A 22,827-nucleotide genomic window follows, 5' to 3' on the forward strand; every position below is an offset into this window, starting at 1 on the left:
CATCGAAGGTTTTCGTTTGCCGGTTCCGCAGAACAGGTTATGAAATTTTTCCGTATGCAACAGCGGGATGCGAACCCCACACCGCAAGCTTCTGCTTTTCGTCCATCCGACAACTCCCCGTTCGGAGGGCACTTAACGCGCGGGATTCTACTCTGTTTGAGACGGAGCGTTTTTTGCGGCAAGTCCGCCGCAAAATTCGGCTCCTTTCAGGAACGGAACTATTATAGCACCATCCCCGCCTGTTGTAAAATCAAAATTAAAATTTTTCAGCAATTTCCCCTTGCCGTTTGTAAATGCTTTCCGGCGGAACGGTTCCGCGAACCATCGACAGCGGATAGACGTGGCTTCCGCGCCCGACCACCGTACCGGGGTTGAGCACCGTATTGCATCCGATCTCCACGTGGTCCCCCAGCATGGCGCCAAACTTTTTCAGGCCGGTCTCGATGCTTGCTTCGCCGGAACGAACTTTCACGAGCGTTTTGTCCTGCTTCACATTGGAAGTGATCGCGCCGGCGCCCATATGGGAATAATAACCGAGAATCGAATCCCCGACATAGTTGTAGTGCGGCACCTGGACGTGATCAAAAAGGATCACATTTTTCAGTTCTGTCGAATTGCCGACGACGCAGTTCGCCCCTACCAGAATTTTTCCGCGCAGAAACGCGCCCGGGCGCACCTCTGTCTCCGGGCCGATCACTGCCGGGCCTGCGATATAGGCCGTGTCATACACTTTGGCGCTCTTGGCAATCCAGATATTCTCGCCGCGCTGATCGTATTCCTCCGAACTGAGGGTTCTGCCGTATGCTTCGACAAACGCGCCGATTTCCGGAAGCACCTCCCACGGAAATTGGAATTTTTCAAACAGCGGCCGTGCCGCCGTATGCGAAAGATCATACATCTCTCGGATTTCATAAGATAAAAATGCTGTATTCACGAAAAAGGAACCCCTTTCTACCAAAAATTCGGGTCTCCGCCCGTTTTGATTCTCCTGGCAAAGTCTCGCCTTTTTGCCACAGCAGCATCGTCCTTTTGCTTTTGTTCGCTTGTTGCGCAATTCGGCTGCCCTTGGCAAAACGTTCTCAGGCTGGGGAAGTGCAGCTTTCCCGCGGACGGTGGAACCGGACGCTGCGCATATGCGCTGGCCCTGAGGTTGTTATAGATCCCCGCGCTTCCTCAACACTACATTGTACGGATATTGTACGGCAAAATGCCGTACAATGCAAGTTATGATCGGCACCCACGCGCTTGCGGCCAATCGCGACTTTGCGTCCGGTAGGAAAATTGCTCCCAAAAAGGTTACAAAAGCTTTAAGGATTCATAAAAAATTGCTTTTCCGCTTTATTTTTTTTTCAGATCCTTTATAATAATAGAAGAAAGACTGTAGGAAAGCGTTGGAAAGGAGGGTATCGCTTGGATCTTTTACCGAAGATCGCCGATGCCGTGCAAATTTTATTCCCAGGACTTCAATATATGATTTCAATTTTATTGTTTCTTCTTCGAATTTTGGTTCCTATTCTGTTCATCTGCGTCGTCTGGCGATGTTTTTCGTCCATGCAAAAGGGCCGGCGTCGGGAAGATCCCGTCGTCATGCTCGAAGACGTCTACACGCACACAAAAATCCCTGTCCTATATTGGGAAAACTCCATCGGCCGGGAAAAAACCTGTGACATTACCCTTCCGGATCCGACCATTTCGCGCGATCACGCAGTGCTCATGCGCCGGGAAAACGGATGGATCATTACCGACACGGACTCCAAGGCCGGCACCTTTTTAAATCATCACCAGATTGAAGGCGACACAGAAGTTCTTCCGGGCGACACCATCTCTGTCGGAAGCGCTTCCTTCAAGCTGACCCGCGCTACGGATTCTTCTCCCAAGAAGCAGGTTCGCAGACCGGTGCGGGCAACCGCCCCGTCAAAACTCATGTGGATGACCACGTTCATTTTGTTTCTGCTGACCCTGCAGTGCTGCCTTAAGGGCGGTGAAGTCGCTTATGAGCCGCTGATCCCCTTCGCCGCGCTGATGGTGATCGGATGGGGGTTTTATCTCTATTCCCGTAAGGCGCTCGGCCGCGTCAGCTTTGAGCTGGAAACGCTCGGGCTTCTGCTCAGCGGAACCGGCGTGATTCTTCTGTGCGGCGTCGACCAAAAAACGGCCTATACACAGCTTGCCGGCATGCTGCTCGGCATCCTTGTTTTTTGCTTTTTGATTTGGTTTATGGGAAATCTGGACCGCGTCACGGCCTGGCGCGTCCCGATTGGAATTGCCGCCATCGGCCTTTTCGCCTTGACGCTTGTACTCGGCACTTCCATCAACGGCGCCAAAAACTGGATCATCCTTGGGCCGCTCTCCATTCAGCCCTCAGAGCTCATTAAGATTGCTTTTATCTTCGCCGGCGCATCTACGCTCAACAAGCTGCAGACCGCCAAGAACCTGACGGAGTTCATCGTCTTTGCTGCGGTTTGCATCGGCTTTCTATTTTTCATGCATGACTTCGGAAGCGCCGTGATTTTCTTTGTCGCCTTCCTGATTATCGCATTCATGCGGTCCGGAAGCGTCCGCACCATTGCGCTGGTCTGCTCCGCGGCGGTCATCGGGCTGTTTATCATTCTGAAGTTCAAGCCCTATGTCGCGCAGCGTTTTGCCGGCTGGGGACATGTCTGGGAACATATCAACGACAATCTCGGCTATCAGCAAACCCGGGTTTTAACGTATTCTGCAAGCGGCGGACTCTTTGGAATGGGGCTCGGAAACGGATACCTCAAAAATGTTTTTGCCGGAGACAGCGACCTCGTATTCGGAATGCTCTGTGAAGAACTCGGCCTTCTGCTCGCGCTTACCGTTGTGGTTTCCATTGTTTTGCTCGTTGTTTACTCGCTCTCGGACGTCACCCGCAGCCGTTCGACCTTCTATTCTATTTCCGCCTGTGCATCTGCCGGCATGCTGCTGTTCCAGGCGTGCGTCAACATCTTCGGCGCAACGGACGTTCTCCCGCTGACCGGCGTCACCCTACCCTTTATCAGTGCCGGCGGTTCCAGCATGATCTGCGTCTGGGGACTGCTTGCCTTTATCAAGGCATCTGATGAACGAACCTATGCGGCAAGGAGGAAAAAAGCATGAAAACAGTTGGAAAACGCTCTCTTTTCCTCTACCTGATCGCCGCTGGATTTCTGGTCGGAATGATGTGGTTTCTCATCCGGCTCATTTTAAATGGAAGCGACTGGGTCTCCCAGCCTTACAACGGATACCTGATGTCCGGTGAATCCTACACGGTTGCCGGGGATATCCTAGACCGTAACGGGGAAACGCTTGCGACCAGCAAAGAAGGCGCGCGCACCTATGCGCTTGACGATCTGACCCGCAAGGCGGTCCTGCATACTGTCGGCGACACAGACGGCTACATTTCCACCAGCATTCAGCAGCTTTACCGTTCTGAGCTTTCCGGTTATAATTTCTTTACCGGGCTTGCCTCTCCTACCGGAACAAGCAGCGGAAACACCGTTACGCTCACGATTGACAGCACGCTCTGCCAGACCGCTTATGAACTTTTGGGCGGCAAAAAGGGCGCGGTTTTTCTGTACAACTACACAACCGGAGAAACGCTTTGCAAGGTCAGCGCACCGTCCTTCGACCCTGAAAACGTGCCGGAAGATCTCGAATCGAATGACTATTACGACGGCGCCTATCTCGACCGGACGCTTTCCAGCGCCTTTACGCCGGGGTCCATTTTCAAGGTTGTCACAACAGCCTGTGCCATTGAAAATCTTCCCGATTGGGAAACCGAAGAATATACCTGTTCCGGTTCTGTCGTCATCGGCGACAATGAAATTACCTGTCTCGGAGAGCACGGAACCATTGGCATTGCGGAAGGGCTCAAAGTCTCCTGCAATGTGGTCTTTGCGGAACTTGCCGTGCAATTGGGCGCGGAAAAGATGTCTGAAACAGCAAAAGAGCTGGGCTTTAACAGCGCGCTGACCTTTGATGGTATTGATCTCGCCGAAAGCGTTTATCAGGTTGAACGTGCCAAAAGCAACGAGCTCGCCTGGTCCGGAATCGGGCAATACACCGATCTGGTGAACCCCTGCCATATGGCAATGCTGATGGGCGCAATCGCCAACGATGGGACGCCGGTTGAACCTTATGTGGTCAAAAAAATCACCAACGCGATTGGAATCCCGGTCAAATCCGGAGCCACGAAAAAGCTCTCACCGTTTTTGGATCGGCAGACTGCCCGCACGCTCCAGACGCTTCTGCGGGCAAATGTCGAAGAATATTATGGCGACGATCTGTTTCCCGGCATGGAGGTTTGCGCAAAAACCGGAACCGCACAGGTCGGCGAGGGTCGGGAGGACACGGCCTGGATGATCGGTTTTTCTGAAAATAACGATACGCCCTATGCATTCGCGGTCGTTGTAGAGGAAGGCGGGTTTGGAATCTCCGCAGCCGCACCGATTGCAAGCGCGCTGATGCAGGCGCTCGCAGAAGCCGCCGCTTCTTAACACAAAAAACCATAAATCAAAAATGAAAGAACCGCTGGCCTGCAACGAAATTGCAGAACCGGCGGTTCTTTTTTGTTTTTTATGCTGGAAGAAGACAGCGCTTCCCGGATTATTCCGCGTTTCGGCCGGCAATTCCGATCCGGTCTGCAATTTTGAGGATTTCCGATGCTTCCGAAACAATCTCCGCCGCATGGCTCTCTTCCAGTTCTTTCCGGTCGCGGAAGCCCCAAAGAACCCCAATCGTGTGCATTCCCGCAGCATTTCCCGTCTGCATATCCACATTGGTGTCGCCGATATACAGGCATTCCTCCGGTAAGACGCCCAAGCGTTCTGCCGTCAGCAGTGCGCCGTCCGGCGCCGGTTTTTTCGGAATCGCATCTTTTTGCCCAAGCACAGAGGCAAACGACCCCTCCGGGAACAACGCCTGGATCACAAGCTGCGTCATGGCATCCGGTTTATTGGAAAGCACCGCGCACAAAATTCCGCGTTCTCCCAGCGCCTTAACCAGTTCCGGAATTCCGGGATACGAAACAGTGCGGTAAAGCGGTGTCGCCGCATACAAGTCATCGTAGGTTTTCCGGACGCGTAAAACCGTTTCTTCGTCGAAGGAGCCTACAGAGCGCGTAAGCATCCGCCGGATCAGTCGATCCGCGCCGTTTCCGACCATCTGTTTATACGCCTCGGTTTCGACCGGCGCAAATCCGTTGCGCTCCAAGGCCGTATTTCCAAACCAAGCCAGTGATTGTAGGGTATCGGCAAGTGTGCCGTCCAAATCAAAAATGCACGCACGAATCATTTGCGCCACCTCTGCCTTCTTCCTGTGTTCTGAAAATTCAATTTCTCCCATACAGGCGGGATATCCCGGCTGCATACGGCTTATACTTTACCATACCCCTTTTGAAAAAGCAACGTTTCCGTTTTAAAATTTCGTCATAATTCGGGCAAAATTTGTTATCAAAAGAATCAGGAAACCATAAACTGATTTTCACACTCTTTTCACATTGTCCCCGTATCATAGGAACCAATGAAAAAGATTTCAGGATCCGCTCCTTTTCGGGAACGGATGAACCATCAGACTTTACTTCGAGAAAGGAATGACATATATGATGAACACAGATCCGAACCTCAATCAAACCAACACACCGAACACCCAGAACACACCATCCAATCCGACTTCCAATCCCTCGTATCAGTCGGAATATCACTGGCAGGGAAGCTCTTATTCCTATCATCCGCAGCAGTCAGCTCCCTACTATGCCAGCATTTCCAAACCGGTAAAAACACCGGAGCAGAAAAAGAAAAGCCGGAAAGCGGGAAAAATTGTCGCCGCAATCGCCGCAGTTCTGGTATGCTGCGCAATTGTTTCGGGCGGAACGTTAGCTGCTTTTATCGGACTGATTAACCACGGTACCATCACCCTGCAGAACACCGGCACTGAAGCAAATCCTGCCTATACCATTACGAAACTGATCGACAACAGCAACAAAGAGACCATGGGCGCTGCGTCGGGAAGTGTTTCGGAGCTGACAACACAGGAAATAGCAGCAAAAATTTTGCCTTCGATTGTCTGCATCCAGAACTACCAGATCACCAATAATACCCAAAACGGCATCTTCGGCGCATTTGGAAACAACGGGCAGCAAAACGGCGATTCCTCCAGCGACACGGGCAACGTCTCTCCGGCCGGGGAAGGCTCCGGAATTATTGCATCCTCTGACGGCTATATCATCACAAACCATCACGTCGTGGAAAACGCAACGTCGCTCAAGGTCATTACCTATGACGGAAAAACCTATGAAGCCAAACTCATCGGCAGCGACAGCGTCACCGATCTTGCCGTGATTAAAATTGAAGCCGAAAACCTTACAGCAGCAGAGTTTGGTTCTTCCTCCGATCTGAAGATCGGCGATACCGTTGTCGCAGCGGGCAATCCGGGCGGCATGGAATTCAGCTTCAGCACCACTGTCGGCTATGTTTCCGCACTGAACCGTTCCGTGACAAACAGTACGACCGGATACACGATGGACTGCATCCAGACAGACGCGGCGGTAAACCCCGGTAACTCCGGCGGTGCGCTGGTAAATGTTTACGGCCAGGTGGTCGGCATTGTCTCTTCGAAGATCGTCTCGGAAGCCTATGAAGGGTTGAGTTTTGCGATTCCGATTGACTCTGCACAAAGCGTCATCAGCGATCTGAAAGCCTACGGATACGTCAAGGACCGCGCAGTTCTCGGGATCACCGGCGGCTATGTGGACAGCATGACCGCACGCTTCTATGGTATTTCTTCCGGCTGGTACGTCAACAGTGTGACAAATGACTCTGTGAATGAGGCCGGAATCCGCCAGGGAGATGTCATCACCGAAATTGACGGAACGGAAGTAACCTCTTCCACCGTACTTTCCGCTGCAATTGCTGCGAAAAAACCGGGTGATACGGTTACGCTTACCATTTCCAGAGCGCTGACCGGCGACACCTTTACCGCAGAGGTCACTTTGATGGAATCCAACGGCCAGTAATTCTGACAAACCCATTCAATTAAAAACGATCCGGAAAGACCCAAACGTTCTTTCCGGATCGTTTTTTGCGAAGTTTTTGGGATTAGTTCTCCATTAGGAGGACCAAACTGCGAGGCATTATAGTCACCGCAGAATCTGCCGGTACGGCGTCCGGCGCTTCCGGCGTCGCCATCAGGAACTGCTCGACGCCTTTCTCCAGCCGTGCTTTTACAGAAATCGGCTCATCTGTCAGGTTGGCCATCACAATTCCCTGTTTCCCGTCCGACCGATTGTAGACAGCATACGGATAGTGCACCGCGCCGTCCGCTGTCGTTACGCTGCCTTCCTGCGTATCCCGGAATTCTCCGTCCCAAAGATACGACCGATACCGCAGCCGCAGCGCATCCGCCAGTTTTCCGTAGGACAACGTCAGGGGGAAATCCCCCACATTTCCTTTGAACTGATATGGTTCATAGCTTGTAATAAGGCGCAGAACCACATTCATATTAATGGCATCCCGGTCATTGTGTCCCCATGCGCTTGCCATAATCGGAAAATACGGATCGACATACCGCTGCACCGGCACATACGGCCAGTTTTTGTTCACAATATTGTGCGTACTGATCCGGAAATACGAAAATCCATAATACTGGTGCTGCAGATCCCAGCCGTCCTCGCACAAAAGCAGGAAATCCTCATTTCCGGCTGCGTCGCAGACTTCCCGCAGATCTTTGGCAAGCTTCAGATCTCCATGATAGTTGTTCGCCGGCGTCTCGTGCCCGTGCGTATCCGAAAAACAATACGGCATATCGTAGTGCGACTGCGGCTCGTCGTAAATGACACCAGACGCTCCGACATCCAGACAGTACTGCATCTGCTTTTTGCAGATTTCCCGATACGCCTTGCTTTGCAGGCACATTATCGCCAGCCGATGCGTATTGATTCCCGACAGGTTGGAGATATTCTCATAATAGTAGCCCGAAAAGCTATGGATATCTCCGTAAATATCCCGGCTTGCGTAGTCCTTCAGTTCATTTCGGAACCAGTCCGTTCTCGTATCGGCGAACAGGTATTTGGTATACAGAACCACCTTGACCCCCATCGCTTCCACTTCTGCGACTGCCGTCTTTAAATCTTCCAGCGACCCCAAACGCGGCTCAATGCTGTGATCCGGCAGGCATCCGTCCTGCCCTTCCCGTGTCCAGCCGACAATCTGCAACGCGCGGATCCCATTTTCTGCGCATTCCCGGCCGACGCGCACCAGATCCCGATAATTAAATCGGTATCCTTCGCCGTAATTGCACATCTGAATTTCAAACCAGGCGTGCGGCTCCAGCGCCCATTTAGGCACTTTCGGCATCCGGAACTAGGTTTTTCGCCACGCTTTATAGAGATCCATTCCTTTATGCCAGCTGCCCGCAAACGGACATACGGCAATCGGCGGAAGCGTTTCGGTATGTCCCGGCTTTGTGTACAGCAGGTGCGTCGCAAAAAAGTTCAGCCAGCTTCTGTATGCTCCATGGTCTGCGGCATTCTCCAAATTACAGACAAAGGATCCCGCCACTGCCGGACGCGCTTCATAACAGAATACGGTCATCTTTTTCGCTTCTGTATCGTGGCACCCGAAGTAGATGCCCTCCCGCTCTGCACAAAACAGCGAAAAATTGCTTTTGGGCGTTTCCACTTGCTGCAATGGATAAACCCGTCCCCAATATCCCCGGGTATAGTCAAAATTCGGATACAGCTCTTCTACCTTCATTCCGCCGTATGTCCAGTACATCTGGTCGATCCGCCGGTTTCCTGCCGGGCGTTCCAGCTCTCCGATAAACGGATATTTCACATCCTCGATTCGATACGGAGAATGATTTTCGACCTCGCCGCCAAACAATAATCCCTGTTCCGCAAGCTGTACGGTTGCCGTAAATTTGACATCCACTCTGCCGGCTAGCGCCGTCTCTACGCCGTCCCATACAAACGTCACGCAGTCTCCGTCCCGGTGCCACTGCGTAACCTTCTGTTTCCGGCCGTCTACGGGGCTGCATTGCCTGCCCGGAATCGGAATCAGCATCTCAAACGAAGCCGTGTTTTCGTTGTTCCGCTGGATTTCCCAGCCAGTCTGTAAGCTTTTCAGTCCAATCAGTTTCCCGTATTCGGTTTCAAACCGCGCTTCCATAATTTTGTTTTTCAGGATGATTTCCATATAAAATGCATTCGCCTCCCATCAGCCAAAAGCTGTTTGGGTTCATTTTATCCTGAAATTCATTTGATTGCCATGTATATTTTGGGGATCTTGCTGCTCATAAAAGTGTAAACCGATTTTTCTGAAACCGTATGGAGCCTTCTTTCTGCATTCGGCACAATACGGCAGAAAGTGCGCTGCGGTCCGCTGCAAGGTAGTCCGCCATCTGCTGCCGATTAAACGAAATCGTAAAGGTATTGCTTTTCGCAAGAAGCGCCTGCTCAGATAAAAATGACCAGACTTTCTCCCGCAGGCTTCTACAGGAAAGATGTTGAATCCGGCCAGTTAAAAAAATATTTTTCTGTGCCAAAATCCGCAAAAGATTTCCAGCCACCTGGGCGTGTACCGGACATGACCGCTCCCCAAAGGAAAATAGATGTTCCGGATTCATCCATAAAATGACCGACTGCTCCGATGTTTCCGCCGCTACGGTCAGCGGGCGTCCGGCACATGCAAACGCCTCGGCAAACAGATTGCCCGGCAAAAGCTGTGACAGCAGCGTTTGGTTCCCGTCGGGATCCTCCCGACAAATCTGCACCGCACCGGAGCACACCAGTCCAAACCGGCGGGAGAAATCTCCCGGCGACAAGATTCTCTCCCCTTTTCGGTATGTTTTTTCCTCTGCCTGCAAGCAGGAAAAAACCTGACGGTATGCGGATTCTTCGATTCCATAAAAAAGCGGCAGACTTCGAAAATCAATTTTGTTTTTTTCCATGGCTGCTCCTTTCGTTGTAACGACAACCGATTTTTCATTTTTTCTCGATTATAATACAAACAGAACCCAAAAGAAACCCTTTCGATTTTCCAAAAGGAGGACGATGTTATGATCCGCAAAATCATTCAAATTGATTCTGAAAAATGCACCGGCTGCGGCCTTTGTGCCGAAGCCTGCCACGAAGGCGCCATCGGTATGGTCGACGGGAAAGCCAAGCTTCTGCGCGAAGATTACTGCGACGGTCTCGGAGACTGCCTGCCCGCCTGTCCGGCAGACGCCATTTCCTTTGTAGAACGGGAAGCCCCGGCATATGATGCGGAAGCCGTCAAAGCAGCACAGGCTGAGAAGGCCGCAATGCCTGAGACACTTCCCTGCGGGTGCCCCGGAACACACGCCAAAACCATTACGCACACACATGCACCGCATTCGGACGCACCTGCTCCGGCGGCGGAAAGCCGGCTTTCCCAGTGGCCGGTACAGATTAAGCTGATTCCGACACGCGCCCCCTATCTTGACGGCGCCAATCTGCTTGTCGCAGCAGACTGTACCGCCTATGCCTACGGAGATTTTCATAATCGCTTCATCCGGAACCGTATCACGCTGATCGGATGCCCCAAGCTCGATGAAGGAGATTATACAGAAAAGCTGACGGAAATCCTCCGGCAAAACGAGATCCGCAGTCTGACAATCGTCCGCATGGAAGTTCCCTGCTGCGGCGGCATTGAACAGGCGGCCAAAACCGCGCTGCAAAACAGCGGGAAATTCATCCCGTGGCAAGTCTGCACGGTTTCCACAGACGGAACGCTGCTGGACTAAGTCTCCAAATCTAAAACAGACGCTGAATTTTGTAGCGTATTTCAAAAAAGGCAGCCGCTCGCGTGCGGCTGCCTTCAGCCTGTCAAAGAAGCCAGATTGCGAGTCTGCAATCTGGCTTCTTGTACGATAGAAAGGAGGAAAAAAGTAAGCGCAACCACTTATGGATTGCGAGCTTTTTCAAATTCATCGCAGCAAATTTGAGCTTGACCCAGGCGGTAACCGCGGTCAGCCCTCGATATGGCGTATAACGCATGGCGTGTTTCTCCTTCGCGTCGGCAAAGACGCGCTCAATGGTCTGCGAACGCAGCGCGTAGGTTTTCTTGCCAATGTCCGAATGCCGAACGTCCTCCGCGCGCTCTATGTAATCGTGCCAGACATGCCGCGTCACGGTCTTTGTGTACTGCTGATTTTCAGTGCAGCGTTCGCGGACAGGACAGTTTTTGCAAATGTAACTTTTGCTTTTGTACTCCCGGTTGCCATCGCGGTTGGTGGTGGAATAACTCAGAATCTGGTTTTGTGGGCAGAGGATGCAGTCATAATACTCATCATAGACATATTCATACCAGGGCAGGTTTCCATTCTTCGTCATCGGACGTTTATAGGGCAGCGACGGGATTCTCCCGCTGTCGAAGACCTGTTTGCAGATCCACGGCGTTTTGTAGCCCGCGTCGGCGGTGATGTCCTGCACTTCAGGATAATGCTCGATCAGGCGTTCATAGACCGTGTCAAAGGCGACGCTGTCGTGGACATTGCCGGGCGTGATCTCTGTTTCCAGCACATAGCCGCGCCGGTCGCAGACCGTATGCGCCTCGTAGGCGAAGCATTTCCTGTGCTCGCCCTTCTGAAACACGCCGCTGTCCGGGTCGGTCGTCGATTTCGTCACCGTCTTCTGCTTTGCCGGGGCGGACAGCGTACCGGCGTCGTCATCCTTCTTTTTCAGGGGCTTTTTCCCGTGTGCCAATCGATCCGCTTCGATCTCCGCGTCCAGCTGCTCCTGATACCGCTTCGCCGCCACGGGTATCTCCTTCTTCACGCGCTTCTTCAGGCTTGCGTTCGCCTTGATGTGCGTTCCGTCCACAAACACCACCTCCGGCGACAGATATCCCGCCCGGGCCACTTCCTCCAGTATCCAGCGGAACACGCCCTCGATCACGTCTGCCGTAAAGCGATGGCAGAACGCATAGCTGATCGTCGCAAAGTGCGGAAGACTCTGCGACATCGTATAGCCCAGAAACCAGCGATACGCCGCGTTCACTTCTGCATCCCGCATGGTCTGCCGCAGCGAATGGATCCCGAACAGATGCTGGATCAGCACCAGCTTAAACAGCACCACCGGATCGCAGCTTGGCCGGCCGTTGTTCTCACAGTACAAATCCTCGACCAGCTCATATATGTATGAAAAATCCACCGCCGCGTCGATCTTCCGCAAAAGATGCTCCTGCGGTACCAGCATATCCGTGCACAGCATTTCGATTGCCTGCCGCTGTTCTGTTTCCTTCTTCAGCATTTCCATCACCGTCTCTATTATATCAAAAAAGGCCGCTCTTTGCGTCCTTTTTTGACAGGCTGAAGGCAGCCGCTCGCGTGCGGCTGCCTTTTTTGGAAAAAACTGTATCCTTGTAATGTGATGTCTGTGCCTATCCAAGAAGCGATTCCCGATTCCATTCGTTTCGTTTGGGCTGACGCATCGCCTTGTTATGCCCTTTGCGCACTGTCCTTCCCCTGTAGAACCGGCTTTTCTCCCCGTAAAAGCGACCATAAAAAACCGCCGGACGGCAAGATGCCTCCAGCGGTTTGGAACGATTTCATCAAGTGATGGACTGCATGCACAGGCAGCGCAGACTTTGCGCCGCTTGCATTTGCCGGCGCCATGCAAAGTTTAGCCTTCCGAACTCTCCTCGCCTGTTCCGGGATCTGGTGTCGGTTCCGGTTCCGGCGTCGGTTCCGGCTCTGGTGTCGGCTCCGGTTCCGGCGTCGGCTCCGGCTCCGGCGTCGGTTTTGGCGTCGGTTTTGGCGTGTTCTCCGGTTTCGGTGTCGGCTTGGGCTTCGGTGTCGGCGTTGCTTCCGGCTTATCCGGGCCTACAAGATAGATCGGCGCCACCTCACTGTAATGGGAGGTCGGCAGATCTTCCGTCTTGATCAGCTCGCCGTCCTTGTACCAGTACCGCCACGCAGCAGCGTTGTATCCGGAATAACCGGTGCGCTTCAGGACCCGTTCTCCGGGCTCCAGAGAGTCGTCCTTCTTTTCGATGGCCTCCGGCATTGCGATATATCCGGTGAATTCTCCGTAAGTTTTGATTTCATCATATTCATCGGAAATATATCCGTACATGGACATGGTAAGGGTCATGCCATCCATATAAGAAACGATATAGATCGGATATTCGGTGGTGTTCCGCATCTGGACATCCAGGTACGGATAATCTACCGTCGCGTCCAATCCGGGTTCGCAGTAACTTGACGGCTGCATATGGCAGGCCCGCTCAACCACTTCCAGATTGGAATACAATCCGCAGTTGTACAGAACCGTTGCCGCCTGGCAAATACCGCCGCCGTACATCGGTACAAGTTCGCCGTTCATCCAGCCGCCGGACTGAACCCAGCCGCCGTCAGGAACGGTGCTGTCTCCGACCATTCCATGGAAGGAGATGATTTCGCCGGCCGGAATGACATGCTGGTTCATTTTCTGCATGGCAAGCCGCATGTTGTGCTCGGAATTGGAGTTATTTGTGCAGACATTGCTGTAGGTACCAATGAGACCCATCTTTTTGGAAAGGTCACTCTGCGAGGTTTTAAAATCCACTTCTTTTACCGTTGCGGTAACCGTGCCGGATTTTTTCTCTTTTAAAATGGTTTCAATTTCTTCGGAAAGCTTCTTTTGATCAACCTTCCGGCCTTTTTCCCCGTCTTTGTAGGAAAATTCCAGGGTGTCAAAATCGAAATCCACAACGGTGGGCTCAACTGCCTTTTTATCGATTTCTTTTGCAAAGGCGATGATCTTTTTCGTGACGCCATCCATAGAGAAACTGGCCACTAGCTCAAGCGGTTCACTGGAAATGCTGCTGCCGGAAGCTTCCGCCTCGCTGCGCTTTTTGGCCTCTTCCAAAACGGCATCTGTATTGAATGTAAGCGCCAAATCTGCCGAAGTAATCGAGAAACTGGCTTTCTTATAGGAAACGTCGACCTTGTATTCGCCGGCAAGCGCTGCTTCTTTTTCTGTCAGCGCAGTCCGTGCCTCTTCTTCTGTCCTCCCGTCAAGTTTTACGCCTGAGACCGAAATGCCTTTTCCAAACGTAAAGCCGGCATCAGAGGAACTGGAGGCCGGATCCTGACCGGGCGATTTTAAAAGCGACGAACCGAGCAGAACCCCTACTGCAATCAGCGCAACCACAAGACATGCGACTGCAGAGATAATCAACGTTTTCTTTTTTCCGCCGTTTCCGGAAGCATCGGAAGAATAAGAAGAAATATCGGTCTGTGCCGAGGTAGGAATCGGCGCCTTTTCCGGTTCTGCAGATTGCGGGGCAACCGGAACGGCACGGCTCGGCGCAGGCGCGACGGCAACCGCTTTTTTCTGTTCGTCGGGCTTTGAAAAGCTGCTGATATCCCGGGAAGAATCTTCCGGTTTCGGAGCGGAAGCCGGAACAGCAGGCGCTTCCGCCTTTTTGATCTCTACAGGCTTTTTATCAGGTGCTGTACAAACCGGATCCGCTGCGCCCGCAGAAAGTCCTTTTTGGGGATTCGGCGTCTGCTTGGACATAGGGGGTCCGGGGGTATGATTTGTCTCGTTTGACACGACGGCAACTCCTTTCGAAAGGATATCGATTCTACTTCATCATACAGCCTATTGAAAAAAAAGTAAAGTTACAGGTTTATAACCTTTTCCTTACAATTTTTGGCTTTTGGAAAACAGGAAAACTTTTCAAAATTGGATTGTCCGGTGGATTCTGCGAGGAGTTTATGCTATAATAACCTCAAACCAGCGAACACCTTACCGGACTGGTCGTTTGGCGCTCCTGAAAAGCGCGTTTTGGAAAGCGTTCCTTTATTTATTACGTAAATAAACCATGTTACCAAAACCACTGTAAAACTTCATACGGAAGTTTCTAGAAAAAAGATTGGGAAGGTTGTATGAATGTGCGAATTTTGATTTTGGCAGCGTCTACAGGCGGCGGACATATGAAAGCGTCCCGCGCAATTGAAGCAGATATCCGGCAAAACATGCCGGATGCGGAGATCGAAATTTTGGATACACTCAAATGTATTCATACGCTGCTGGACAAGACGGTATGCGACGGATACAAATTTTTGGCGAAGAATTCTCCCCGTGTATACGGCAAGCTCTATCAGAAGACCAACGAGGACAATAGGTTGTCCGGCGTGGTACCGAAACTCAACGGCCTGTTTGCACAGAAGCTGTTGCCCTCTATTGCGTCGTACGCGCCGGATCTGGTGATTGCAACCCATCCGTTTGCGGTTGAAATGGTATCTGCGCTGAAAGGAGAGGGCAAGCTGCAGGTGCCGCTGCTCTGTGTAATTACGGATTACGGCATGCACAAAGCGTGGATTGCGGAGCATGTCGACGCCTATGTCGTTTCCGACGAAGGTATGGTACAGGAAATGGCCGAAGCCGGTGTTCCGCGAGAAAAGGTCTATGCGTTCGGGATTCCGGTGCAGGACATCTTTTTCAAAAAGCAGGACAAAGAACAGCTCCTACGTGGAATGGGCCTTTCCGAAACTATTCCGACCATTCTCATTATGGCGGGAAGCTTCGGCGTATCCAATATTGTCGAAATTTATAAGGCGCTGCTGCAAATCGAAACGCCGCTGCAAATCATCTTGATTACCGGGCGGAACCGCAGAATGTACGACGTCTTTGCGCGTCTGATTCCGGAAAGCCCCAAAAGTACAAAGCTTCTGTTTTATACCAATGAAGTCGCAAAGTACATGCATGTCGCGGATTTACTGATTACAAAGCCGGGCGGACTGACCATTTCCGAAGCGCTTGCATGTTCGCTTCCGCTGGTTGTATTCGATGCAATCCCCGGACAGGAAGAAGACAACGCGGAGTTTTTGATGGCGCATAATATGGGACTGCGCATCAAAAGCGGAGAGGACTGCGCACAGACGGTGCAAAAGCTATTGGAGGACCGGAAACGCCTGGAAACCATGCGGAAATCCTGCAGTGCATTTGATAAATCGGAGTCCGGAGAACATATTTTCCAGCTCGTACAGACTCTTTTAGAAAAGAAAGAGCCGGCAACCTGCTAAATGGTTACCGGCAGTTGGGACATTTTCCGTAAATTGTGAGGCTGTGACCGTCAATCTCAAATCCGGTGTCACGCTCCAGACGGCGCTCAAGGCCTGCCAAAGGACAGACATCCAGTTTGATCTTTTTATGGCAAATCGTGCAGACCAGGTAGTGGCTGTGCTTTTCTGCGGGGGAAAAGCGTTGGACGCCGTCCGGGAACGCCTCTTTTTCGGCGATACCAAGCGCAGTGAATCGCTCGAGATTCCGGTAGACGGTAGAGATTGCCAGAGCCGGAAAATCGGCTTTTAGCTGTTCAAAGAGCTCCTCTGCAGAAACGGGTTCCGCCGAAGCGTCCAGCAGGGACAAAATGGCCGCCCGCTGTTTGGTGTTTTTTAAGCCGTCCAAGGGATTGTCCCTCCTTTTTGGTCATACGCAGTGAAACCCGACAGAGAATTTGGCCTTCCATACTTCTATATTAACGGAATTTTCTGAAATTTGCAATGGATAAAGGATGCGGGTGCGATTGAATACGGTATATCTCGATAACAGTGCGACAACAAAGGTTTGCGAAGAGGCGGTACGCGCCGTGGTGGAGATCATGACAGAAACGTACGGAAATCCGTCGTCTCTGCATTCTATGGGGTTTGCTGCGGAGATGAAGCTCCGGGAAGCACGGGAGACCGTTGCAGGGATGCTGTCTGCGAAACCGGAGGAAATTCTGTTCACATCCGGTGGGACAGAATCCAATAACCTGGCGCTGTTCAGCGCGGCGCAGGCGGGTGTCCGGCACGGCAAGCATATTGTCACCACCGCAATCGAACACCCCTCGGTACTGCGGGTAATGCAGCAGCTGGAGCAGCAGGGGTTTTCCGTGACCTATCTTGCACCGGATAAAACCGGAAACCTGCCGCCGGAAGCGGTGCGAAATGCCATCCATCCGGATACCATCCTAGTAAGTATGATGGCGGTAAACAACGAAACCGGTGCACGGATGCCCATTGATGCCGCAGCAGAAGCGATTCGTGAATCCGGTTCGCGTACGCTGCTGCATGTGGACGCGGTGCAGGCGTTTGGAAAAATTCCGCTTTGTCCGCAGCGGCAGCGGATTGATCTGATGAGTATGAGCGCGCACAAGCTGCACGGTCCGAAAGGCGCCGGTGCGCTCTATTGTGCAAAAAAAGTCCGGCTGCAGCCGAGAGTATTCGGCGGCGGGCAGGAACGCGGACTGCGTTCCGGAACAGAAGCCATGCCGGCCATTGCGGGTTTTGCAGCCGCAATTCGGGCGCTGCCGGAACTGCGGAAAATCGAGGAACAGATCGCAATCCTAAATGCAGCCTGCCGAACGGGTCTGCGCGGAATTTCGGATGTATGCATCCAGTCTCCGGAGGACGCTCTGCCCTATGTGCTGAACTTTTCTGTACCGGGGATCCGGTCGGAAGTGCTGCTGCACTTCCTTTCTGTAAAGGGCGTTTTTGTTTCGTCAGGATCTGCCTGTGCAGGAAAAGAAAAAAGCCATGTGCTCCGCGCGATGGGGCTGCCGGAGGAACAGATTGACTCCTCGCTCCGGGTCAGTTTTTCGCGCGAGAATACGATAGAAGATGTTGAAGCCCTTCTCGCCGGAGTCCGTGAAGGTGCCAAAACACTCATGAGAACGCGAACAGCAAGAGGTGGACGATGAAAGAAGTTCTTTTAATTAAACTGGGAGAAATGGTGCTTAAGGGGCAAAACCGCCGGGTATTTGATCAGGCGCTGCTGAAAAACATCAAGCAGGCGCTGCGCGGAACCGGTGCTTTCGACGTGCGGTATGCACAGTCGACGGTCTATGTGATTCCGGAAGACGCGGAAAGCGATATGGATCTTGCAGAGGAACGCATCGGCAAAGTCTTCGGTGTAATTTCGTATGTGCGCGCCTGCACGGCGGAAAAAACCGTGGAGGGCATCCAGAAAGCCGCCGCAGAATATTTGCGGGCAGAATTGGAAACGGTAAAAACATTTAAAGTAGAAAGCAAGCGCGCAGATAAGCAGTTCCCGCTGACCTCGCCGGAATTATCCTGTGAAGTCGGGGGATATTTACTCGAACATTACCCGCATCTGACCGTGGATGTACATCATCCCGACCTTGTTGTGCGTGCGGAAGTACGCGACTTTGCGGCTTATGTGCACGGAACGCCGAAGCCGGGCGCAGGTGGATTCCCGATCGGGACCGGCGGCAAAGCGGCAATTCTCATCAGCGGCGGAATCGACAGCCCGGTTGCCGCGTGGATGATGGCGCGGCGCGGCGTTGAATTGACGGCCGTCCACTTTGCAAGCCCTCCGTATACCAGCGAACGTGCCGAACAAAAAGTGGTGGAGCTTTTGCGGCGCGTCAGTGAATACGGCGGCCATATGGTGATGCAAACAGTCGGATTTACGCATGTACAGGAGGAGATTCTGCAGAAATGCCCGGAAGAGCTCTTTACCGTAATCATGCGGCGCTTTATGGTTCGGGTGGCACAGGCCATTGCCCGGCGTGAGGACTGCGGCGCACTGATTACTGGGGAAAGTCTCGGGCAGGTTGCAAGCCAGACCATGCAGGCCATTGCCTGTACAGATGCGGTGGCGACACTTCCGGTGTTCCGTCCGCTTATCGGGACGGACAAGGCGGAAATTGTCGCGCTGTCCCGCAAAATCGGGACGTATGAAATTTCCATTGAACCTTACGAAGACTGCTGTACCGTATTTACCCCGCGCCATCCGCGGACGCGCCCGCCCCTCTCTATCATCGAAAAAGCAGAGTCCGCACTGGACGTAGAAGGCCTCGTGCAGGAATGTCTCGAAAACATTAAATATACGAAAATCAGACGGGCGCAGTAAGCGCCCGTTTGCCGAAAGGAAGCGTTTTTTATGAATGCAGAAATTATTGCGGTCGGAACAGAGCTTCTGCTTGGCCACACGATCAACACGGACGCCGCGTATGTTGCGCGGGAGCTCTCCGACATTGGGGTAAACCTGTTGTTTTCCAGCACGGTTGGAGACAACCCCGAGCGGCTGCATGCAGCGGTAAAACAGGCGCTCTCCCGCAGCGATCTTCTGGTTACAACAGGCGGGCTTGGACCAACGGAAGATGACCTGACGAAACAGACGGTTGCACAGGCCGCCGGAAAAAAACTGGTTCTGCATGAAGAAATTCTGAAAGAAATCGAAGCGTTTTTTAAAAATCGCCCGGGCGCCTGCGGGGAAAACCAGAAAAGGCAGGCCTGGCTGCCGGAGGGCAGCACCGTTCTTGCCAATGTCATCGGAACGGCGCCGGGCTGTGCATTTGAAACCGATGCCGGAAAAATTGTGATTATGCTGCCCGGTCCGCCGTCGGAATTGATCCCGATGCTGCACCATGAAGCGGTTCCGTATCTGATGAAGCGGGAACATGCCTCGATTGTCTCAAAAAATGTCCACGTGTTCGGCAAAGGTGAAGGTCAGGTTGCCGAAATGATTGACGACCTGGTACAGGGTGCAAACCCGACAGCCGCGACGTATGCCAAGGATGGCGAAATGTTTGTCCGGGTCACGGCGCGCGCCGAAACGCCGGAAGAGGCTGAGCAGATGTGCGCGCCTTTGGTACAGGAAATCTGTTCGCGAATCGGCGACTGCGTTTACGGCGTCGACGCCGAATCGCTGGAGGAACTGGTTGTCAAAGAACTGTCTGCCCGCGGTATGACCATCGCAACGGCGGAATCCTGCACAGGCGGGTTTCTTGCAAAACGGCTGACGGATATCCCAGGGGCCTCTGCGGTGATCGGAACCGGCGTTGTGACCTATGCCAATGCGGCAAAAGAGAAGCTGATCGGCGTCCCGCATGCGGTTTTGGAGACATACGGCGCCGTGAGCAGCGAGACAGCGCGCGCAATGGCAGAAGGTGTCCGCCGCCTTGCCGGGAGTGATCTTGGTGTAGGAATTACCGGAATTGCCGGTCCGGATGGCGGCACGGCGGAGAAAAAAGTCGGTCTTGTTTATCTTGCGCTGAGTGACGGAAAAACTGTGCTGGTGCATAAAATTCCGGGTGCGAACCGGAATCGGACGCGGGATTGGATCCGCTATACGGCGGCGTCCCGCGCGCTGGATATGGTACGCCGGTATTTGGAAGGAATCTCTCTGACTGAGGGCAGTCCGGAAGATGGCACCGGACTGTTTCCGGTAGAATGAGCGCTGCATTTCTTCCCATTACGCGGGAAGAGATGGAGGCGCGCGGTTGGGAACAACCGGATTTCGTTTTCGTAACAGGCGACGCCTACGTCGATCACCCGACCTTTGGCCCGGCAATCCTTTCCCGTCTTTTGGAGCATTACGGCTACAAGGTGGCCATTCTGGCCCAGCCGGATTGGAGAAAGGATACGGATTTTGCCCGGTTTGGAAGACCCGCGCTCGGCTTTTTGGTCAGCGCGGGCAATCTCGATTCCATGGTTGCACATTATACGGTGGCCAAAAGGCGCCGGGGAGAAGATGCCTATTCCCCCGGAAGAGTCATGGGAAAACGTCCGGATCGTGCGGTGACCGTTTATACGCGAAAGCTCAAAGTGCTCTATCCGGACTGTCCGGTAGTTATTGGCGGAATGGAGGCCTCCCTGCGCCGGTTTGCCCACTACGATTATTGGGATGACACCGTGCATCCGTCGGTGCTTGTGGAATCCGGCGCGGATCTGCTCTCTTACGGGATGGGAGAAAAACAAACCCTGGAGATTGCAGAGCGCCTTTTGCGCGGAGAGGATGTTTCCCAACTGCGGAATATCCGGGGAACCTGCTATTTGGTTCCGGCCGCCGAGTACCGGCCGGGTCCGGCGGTGGAATGTCCCAGTTTTGAGGAGGTCCGCACAGACAAGCGGGCTTATGCAATTTCCTGCCGGAAGCAGCAGGATGAACAGGATGCCGTCCGCGGAAAGCGGGTCATCCAAAAGCACGGCAAATGGATTCTGGTACAAAATCCGCCGATGCCGCCGCTTCAGCAGCAGGAACTGGACACCGTTTATGAGCTGCCCTACCAGAGGACATACCATCCTTCCTATGAAGCAATGGGTGGCGTGCCTGCGATTGAAGAGGTCGAATTTTCTATCACGCAGAATCGCGGATGCTTCGGCGCCTGCAATTTCTGTTCCCTTGCATTTCACCAGGGTCGCGCGGTGACAGCTCGGAGCGAGGCTTCGATTCTCCGTGAGGCAAAACTGTTGACGGAAAGTCCGCATTTTAAGGGGTATATCCACGACGTCGGCGGGCCTTCGGCAAATTTTCGGCACCCCTCCTGTAAAAAGCAGGAAACCCAGGGACTTTGTGCCGGAAAAAAATGTCTTGCACCCAAACCTTGTCCGGCACTGCAGGCGGATCACCGGGAGTATCTCGCGATTCTCCGGAAGCTCCGCGCACTGCCGAAAATCAAGCGCGTCTTTATCCGGTCTGGAATCCGGTATGATTATCTGATGGAAGATCCGGATGAGAGCTTTTTCCGCGAGTTGGTGCAGCACCATATCAGCGGACAGCTGAAGGTCGCCCCCGAGCATTGCGCCGCTTCCGTCTTAGATAAAATGGGAAAACCGCACATTGAGGCCTATCTTCGGTTCCAAAAACGCTTTTTTGAGCTGACCAAATCTGCGGGAAAGGAACAATATTTGGTGCCGTATTTGATGTCCTCGCACCCGGGAAGTACGCTTCGGGATGCAGTGGAGGTTGCGCTGTTTATCAAAAAGAACCGTCTCCGACCGGAGCAGGTGCAGGATTTTTACCCGACACCCGGGACGGTTTCGACCTGTATGTTTTATACAGGACTGGATCCGTATACGCTTGAGCCGGTCTATATTCCGCGGGATCCGAAGGAAAAGGCCATGCAGCGGGCGCTGCTGCAGTATTTTGTGCCGAAAAACCGACCGCTTGTCGCACAGGCGCTGAAAGCGGCGGGACGGACCGATTTGATCGGAACGGGAGAACACTGTCTGATCCGTCCGCTTCCCGGAGAAAAGCCGGCTGAGAAACCCGGCGAGAAGCGGCACAGTCAGCCGAGTAAAAAGAAAAAGACGATCCGGAATGTCCGGAAATCGCCCAAAAAGAAAGCATAAAAAGGCAGCAGCCGCTCAAACTCCACAGCCGTATTAAGAAAGTAATTTTAAAATAATATGAATATGGCAAAAATCAAAATAGGTGCTGTCAAGGATTATGTGAAAAAAGGTTTGCAGACACCGATGGAAAAGCTCGAACTTTCCCTCACCGTATAAAAAGCGGCCAGTAGCGCTTGGCTGCTTGGACTGTTTCCCAGCGAACAGACAAAGAAAAAAGCACCCAGTCGCAGAATAGCGGCGAATTACACGGCCTTGCTCCGGATTTCAAACGGAGTGTGGCCGTTCTTCAGGTTGATCCGCTCATAGTTGTAGAATCGCACATACTCCGCCACCGCCTGTTCGACTTCGGCCCGGCACGAAAATTTTCTCCGATACAGGCACTCTGTTTTCAGTGTCCCGAAAAAATTTTCCATTGCCGCATTGTCATAAGGGCATTCGGGGCTGGACATCGACGGCTGAATGTGGGATTTTTGGCTTAGGTCAAAGTATGCTTGGTCTGTATATTGAAATCTTGGTCGCTGTGGAGGATTCGTCCATCAGCGGCCTTCTCTTTTTTACAGGCATCCCGAACGGTATCCGTCACCAGCGAAGCGGTCATATCGCCGCCGATCCGGTGAGCCAGCACCATTTTTCCGCACAGATCCAGTACGGCACACAGATACACCATTCCCTTAGCTGTGGGAATATAGGTGATATCGGTTGCCCAAAAACGATTGGGGAATGGTTGGGCAAACG

The 22,827-nt window shown here is 52.8% G+C and carries 19 protein-coding genes and 1 riboswitch; of the genes, 9 read left to right on the forward strand and 10 right to left on the reverse strand.

All coding sequences use genetic code 11. The annotated features are described in order from the left end of the window. Positions 1-58 precede the first annotated feature (58 nt). Positions 59-157: riboswitch (THF riboswitch) on the reverse strand. 99 nt (positions 158-256) lie between these two features. Further along, on the reverse strand, positions 257-898 hold the full coding sequence (locus tag IAG03_RS11150; protein ID WP_249320125.1) for an acyltransferase: 642 nt from the start codon (positions 896-898) through the stop codon (positions 257-259). 689 nt (positions 899-1,587) lie between these two features. Here IAG03_RS11150 and IAG03_RS11155 point away from each other — a divergent pair. Together IAG03_RS11155 and IAG03_RS11160 are read left to right on the forward strand one after the other, a co-directional pair. Beyond that, entirely contained in the window at positions 1,588-3,120 is a 1,533-nt protein-coding gene (locus tag IAG03_RS11155; protein ID WP_249320106.1) for an FtsW/RodA/SpoVE family cell cycle protein, read from the forward strand. Continuing rightward, positions 3,117-4,499, forward strand: coding sequence for a penicillin-binding transpeptidase domain-containing protein (locus tag IAG03_RS11160; RefSeq protein ID WP_249320107.1), 1,383 nt, complete (start codon positions 3,117-3,119; stop codon positions 4,497-4,499). Before IAG03_RS11155 ends, IAG03_RS11160 begins: the two co-directional genes overlap by 4 nt. A 109-nt stretch (positions 4,500-4,608) precedes the next feature. Here the strand turns inward: IAG03_RS11160 and IAG03_RS11165 are convergent, their stop codons facing one another. Next, positions 4,609-5,346, reverse strand: a complete 738-nt coding sequence (locus IAG03_RS11165; protein ID WP_249320108.1) for an HAD family hydrolase — start codon at positions 5,344-5,346, stop codon at positions 4,609-4,611. A 256-nt stretch (positions 5,347-5,602) separates the two neighbouring features. Here IAG03_RS11165 and IAG03_RS11170 point away from each other — a divergent pair, with 256 nt between their 5' ends. Next, positions 5,603-7,015 carry a S1C family serine protease gene (locus IAG03_RS11170; RefSeq protein ID WP_249320109.1) on the forward strand — a complete coding sequence of 471 codons (1,413 nt, stop codon included), beginning with the start codon at positions 5,603-5,605 and terminating at the stop codon, positions 7,013-7,015. A gap of 82 nt (positions 7,016-7,097) precedes the next feature. Here IAG03_RS11170 and IAG03_RS11175 read toward each other — a convergent pair whose 3' ends face one another. From IAG03_RS11175 to IAG03_RS11185, 3 genes are all read right to left on the reverse strand, one after another. Continuing rightward, the gene (locus IAG03_RS11175; protein WP_249320110.1) at positions 7,098-8,345 is read right to left on the reverse strand and encodes a DUF6259 domain-containing protein; all 1,248 of its coding nucleotides are present in this window, start codon (positions 8,343-8,345) and stop codon (positions 7,098-7,100) included. A gap of 15 nt (positions 8,346-8,360) precedes the next feature. Then, complete coding sequence (locus tag IAG03_RS11180; RefSeq protein WP_249320111.1) at positions 8,361-9,194, reverse strand: hypothetical protein; 834 nt, start codon at positions 9,192-9,194, stop codon at positions 8,361-8,363. 97 nt (positions 9,195-9,291) lie between these two features. Further along, positions 9,292-9,948, reverse strand: coding sequence for a Crp/Fnr family transcriptional regulator (locus IAG03_RS11185; protein ID WP_249320112.1), 657 nt, complete (start codon positions 9,946-9,948; stop codon positions 9,292-9,294). Positions 9,949-10,056: 108 nt separating this feature from the next. On the opposite strand from IAG03_RS11185, the gene IAG03_RS11190 reads away from it, so the two are divergent. Continuing rightward, a complete protein-coding gene (locus IAG03_RS11190; RefSeq protein WP_249320113.1) occupies positions 10,057-10,764 on the forward strand; it encodes an ATP-binding protein in 708 nt (235 codons plus the stop codon). A gap of 82 nt (positions 10,765-10,846) precedes the next feature. On the opposite strand, the gene IAG03_RS11195 is transcribed toward IAG03_RS11190, so the two are convergent. Together IAG03_RS11195 and IAG03_RS11200 are read right to left on the reverse strand one after the other, a co-directional pair. After that, on the reverse strand, positions 10,847-12,271 hold the full coding sequence (locus tag IAG03_RS11195; RefSeq protein ID WP_249320114.1) for an IS1182 family transposase: 1,425 nt from the start codon (positions 12,269-12,271) through the stop codon (positions 10,847-10,849). A gap of 372 nt (positions 12,272-12,643) precedes the next feature. Next, positions 12,644-14,560, reverse strand: coding sequence for a VanW family protein (locus IAG03_RS11200; protein WP_249320115.1), 1,917 nt, complete (start codon positions 14,558-14,560; stop codon positions 12,644-12,646). Positions 14,561-14,895: 335 nt separating this feature from the next. Here IAG03_RS11200 and IAG03_RS11205 point away from each other — a divergent pair, with 335 nt between their 5' ends. Beyond that, positions 14,896-16,035, forward strand: a complete 1,140-nt coding sequence (locus IAG03_RS11205) for an MGDG synthase family glycosyltransferase (protein ID WP_249320116.1) — start codon at positions 14,896-14,898, stop codon at positions 16,033-16,035. A 4-nt stretch (positions 16,036-16,039) separates the two neighbouring features. Here the strand turns inward: IAG03_RS11205 and IAG03_RS11210 are convergent, their stop codons facing one another. Beyond that, positions 16,040-16,420, reverse strand: a complete 381-nt coding sequence (locus tag IAG03_RS11210) for a Fur family transcriptional regulator (RefSeq protein WP_249320117.1) — start codon at positions 16,418-16,420, stop codon at positions 16,040-16,042. A gap of 118 nt (positions 16,421-16,538) precedes the next feature. Between IAG03_RS11210 and IAG03_RS11215 the strand changes: the two genes are divergently transcribed. The 4 genes from IAG03_RS11215 to IAG03_RS11230 are packed head-to-tail and all read left to right on the forward strand — an operon-like array spanning position 16,539 to position 22,092. Then, entirely contained in the window at positions 16,539-17,693 is a 1,155-nt protein-coding gene (locus IAG03_RS11215; RefSeq protein ID WP_249320118.1) for a cysteine desulfurase family protein, read from the forward strand. Continuing rightward, the gene (gene thiI / locus IAG03_RS11220) at positions 17,690-18,868 is read left to right on the forward strand and encodes a tRNA uracil 4-sulfurtransferase ThiI (RefSeq protein ID WP_249320119.1); all 1,179 of its coding nucleotides are present in this window, start codon (positions 17,690-17,692) and stop codon (positions 18,866-18,868) included. Before IAG03_RS11215 ends, thiI begins: the two co-directional genes overlap by 4 nt. A 30-nt stretch (positions 18,869-18,898) precedes the next feature. Next, positions 18,899-20,194, forward strand: coding sequence for a competence/damage-inducible protein A (locus IAG03_RS11225; protein WP_249320120.1), 1,296 nt, complete (start codon positions 18,899-18,901; stop codon positions 20,192-20,194). After that, on the forward strand, positions 20,191-22,092 hold the full coding sequence (locus tag IAG03_RS11230; protein WP_249320121.1) for a YgiQ family radical SAM protein: 1,902 nt from the start codon (positions 20,191-20,193) through the stop codon (positions 22,090-22,092). The genes IAG03_RS11225 and IAG03_RS11230 overlap by 4 nt, the downstream gene beginning before the upstream one ends. A 242-nt stretch (positions 22,093-22,334) precedes the next feature. On the opposite strand, the gene IAG03_RS11235 is transcribed toward IAG03_RS11230, so the two are convergent. Next, on the reverse strand, positions 22,335-22,553 hold the full coding sequence (locus tag IAG03_RS11235; protein WP_346726139.1) for an IS3 family transposase: 219 nt from the start codon (positions 22,551-22,553) through the stop codon (positions 22,335-22,337). Between the two features lie 14 nt (positions 22,554-22,567). Then, positions 22,568-22,827, reverse strand: a 260-nt coding sequence (locus tag IAG03_RS11240; RefSeq protein ID WP_249320123.1) for a DDE-type integrase/transposase/recombinase, incomplete at its 5' end; no start/stop codon positions are given.

Origin of the sequence: Yeguia hominis (genome assembly GCF_014384705.1) — a bacterium.
Lineage (GTDB): Bacteria > Bacillota > Clostridia > Oscillospirales > Acutalibacteraceae > Yeguia > Yeguia hominis.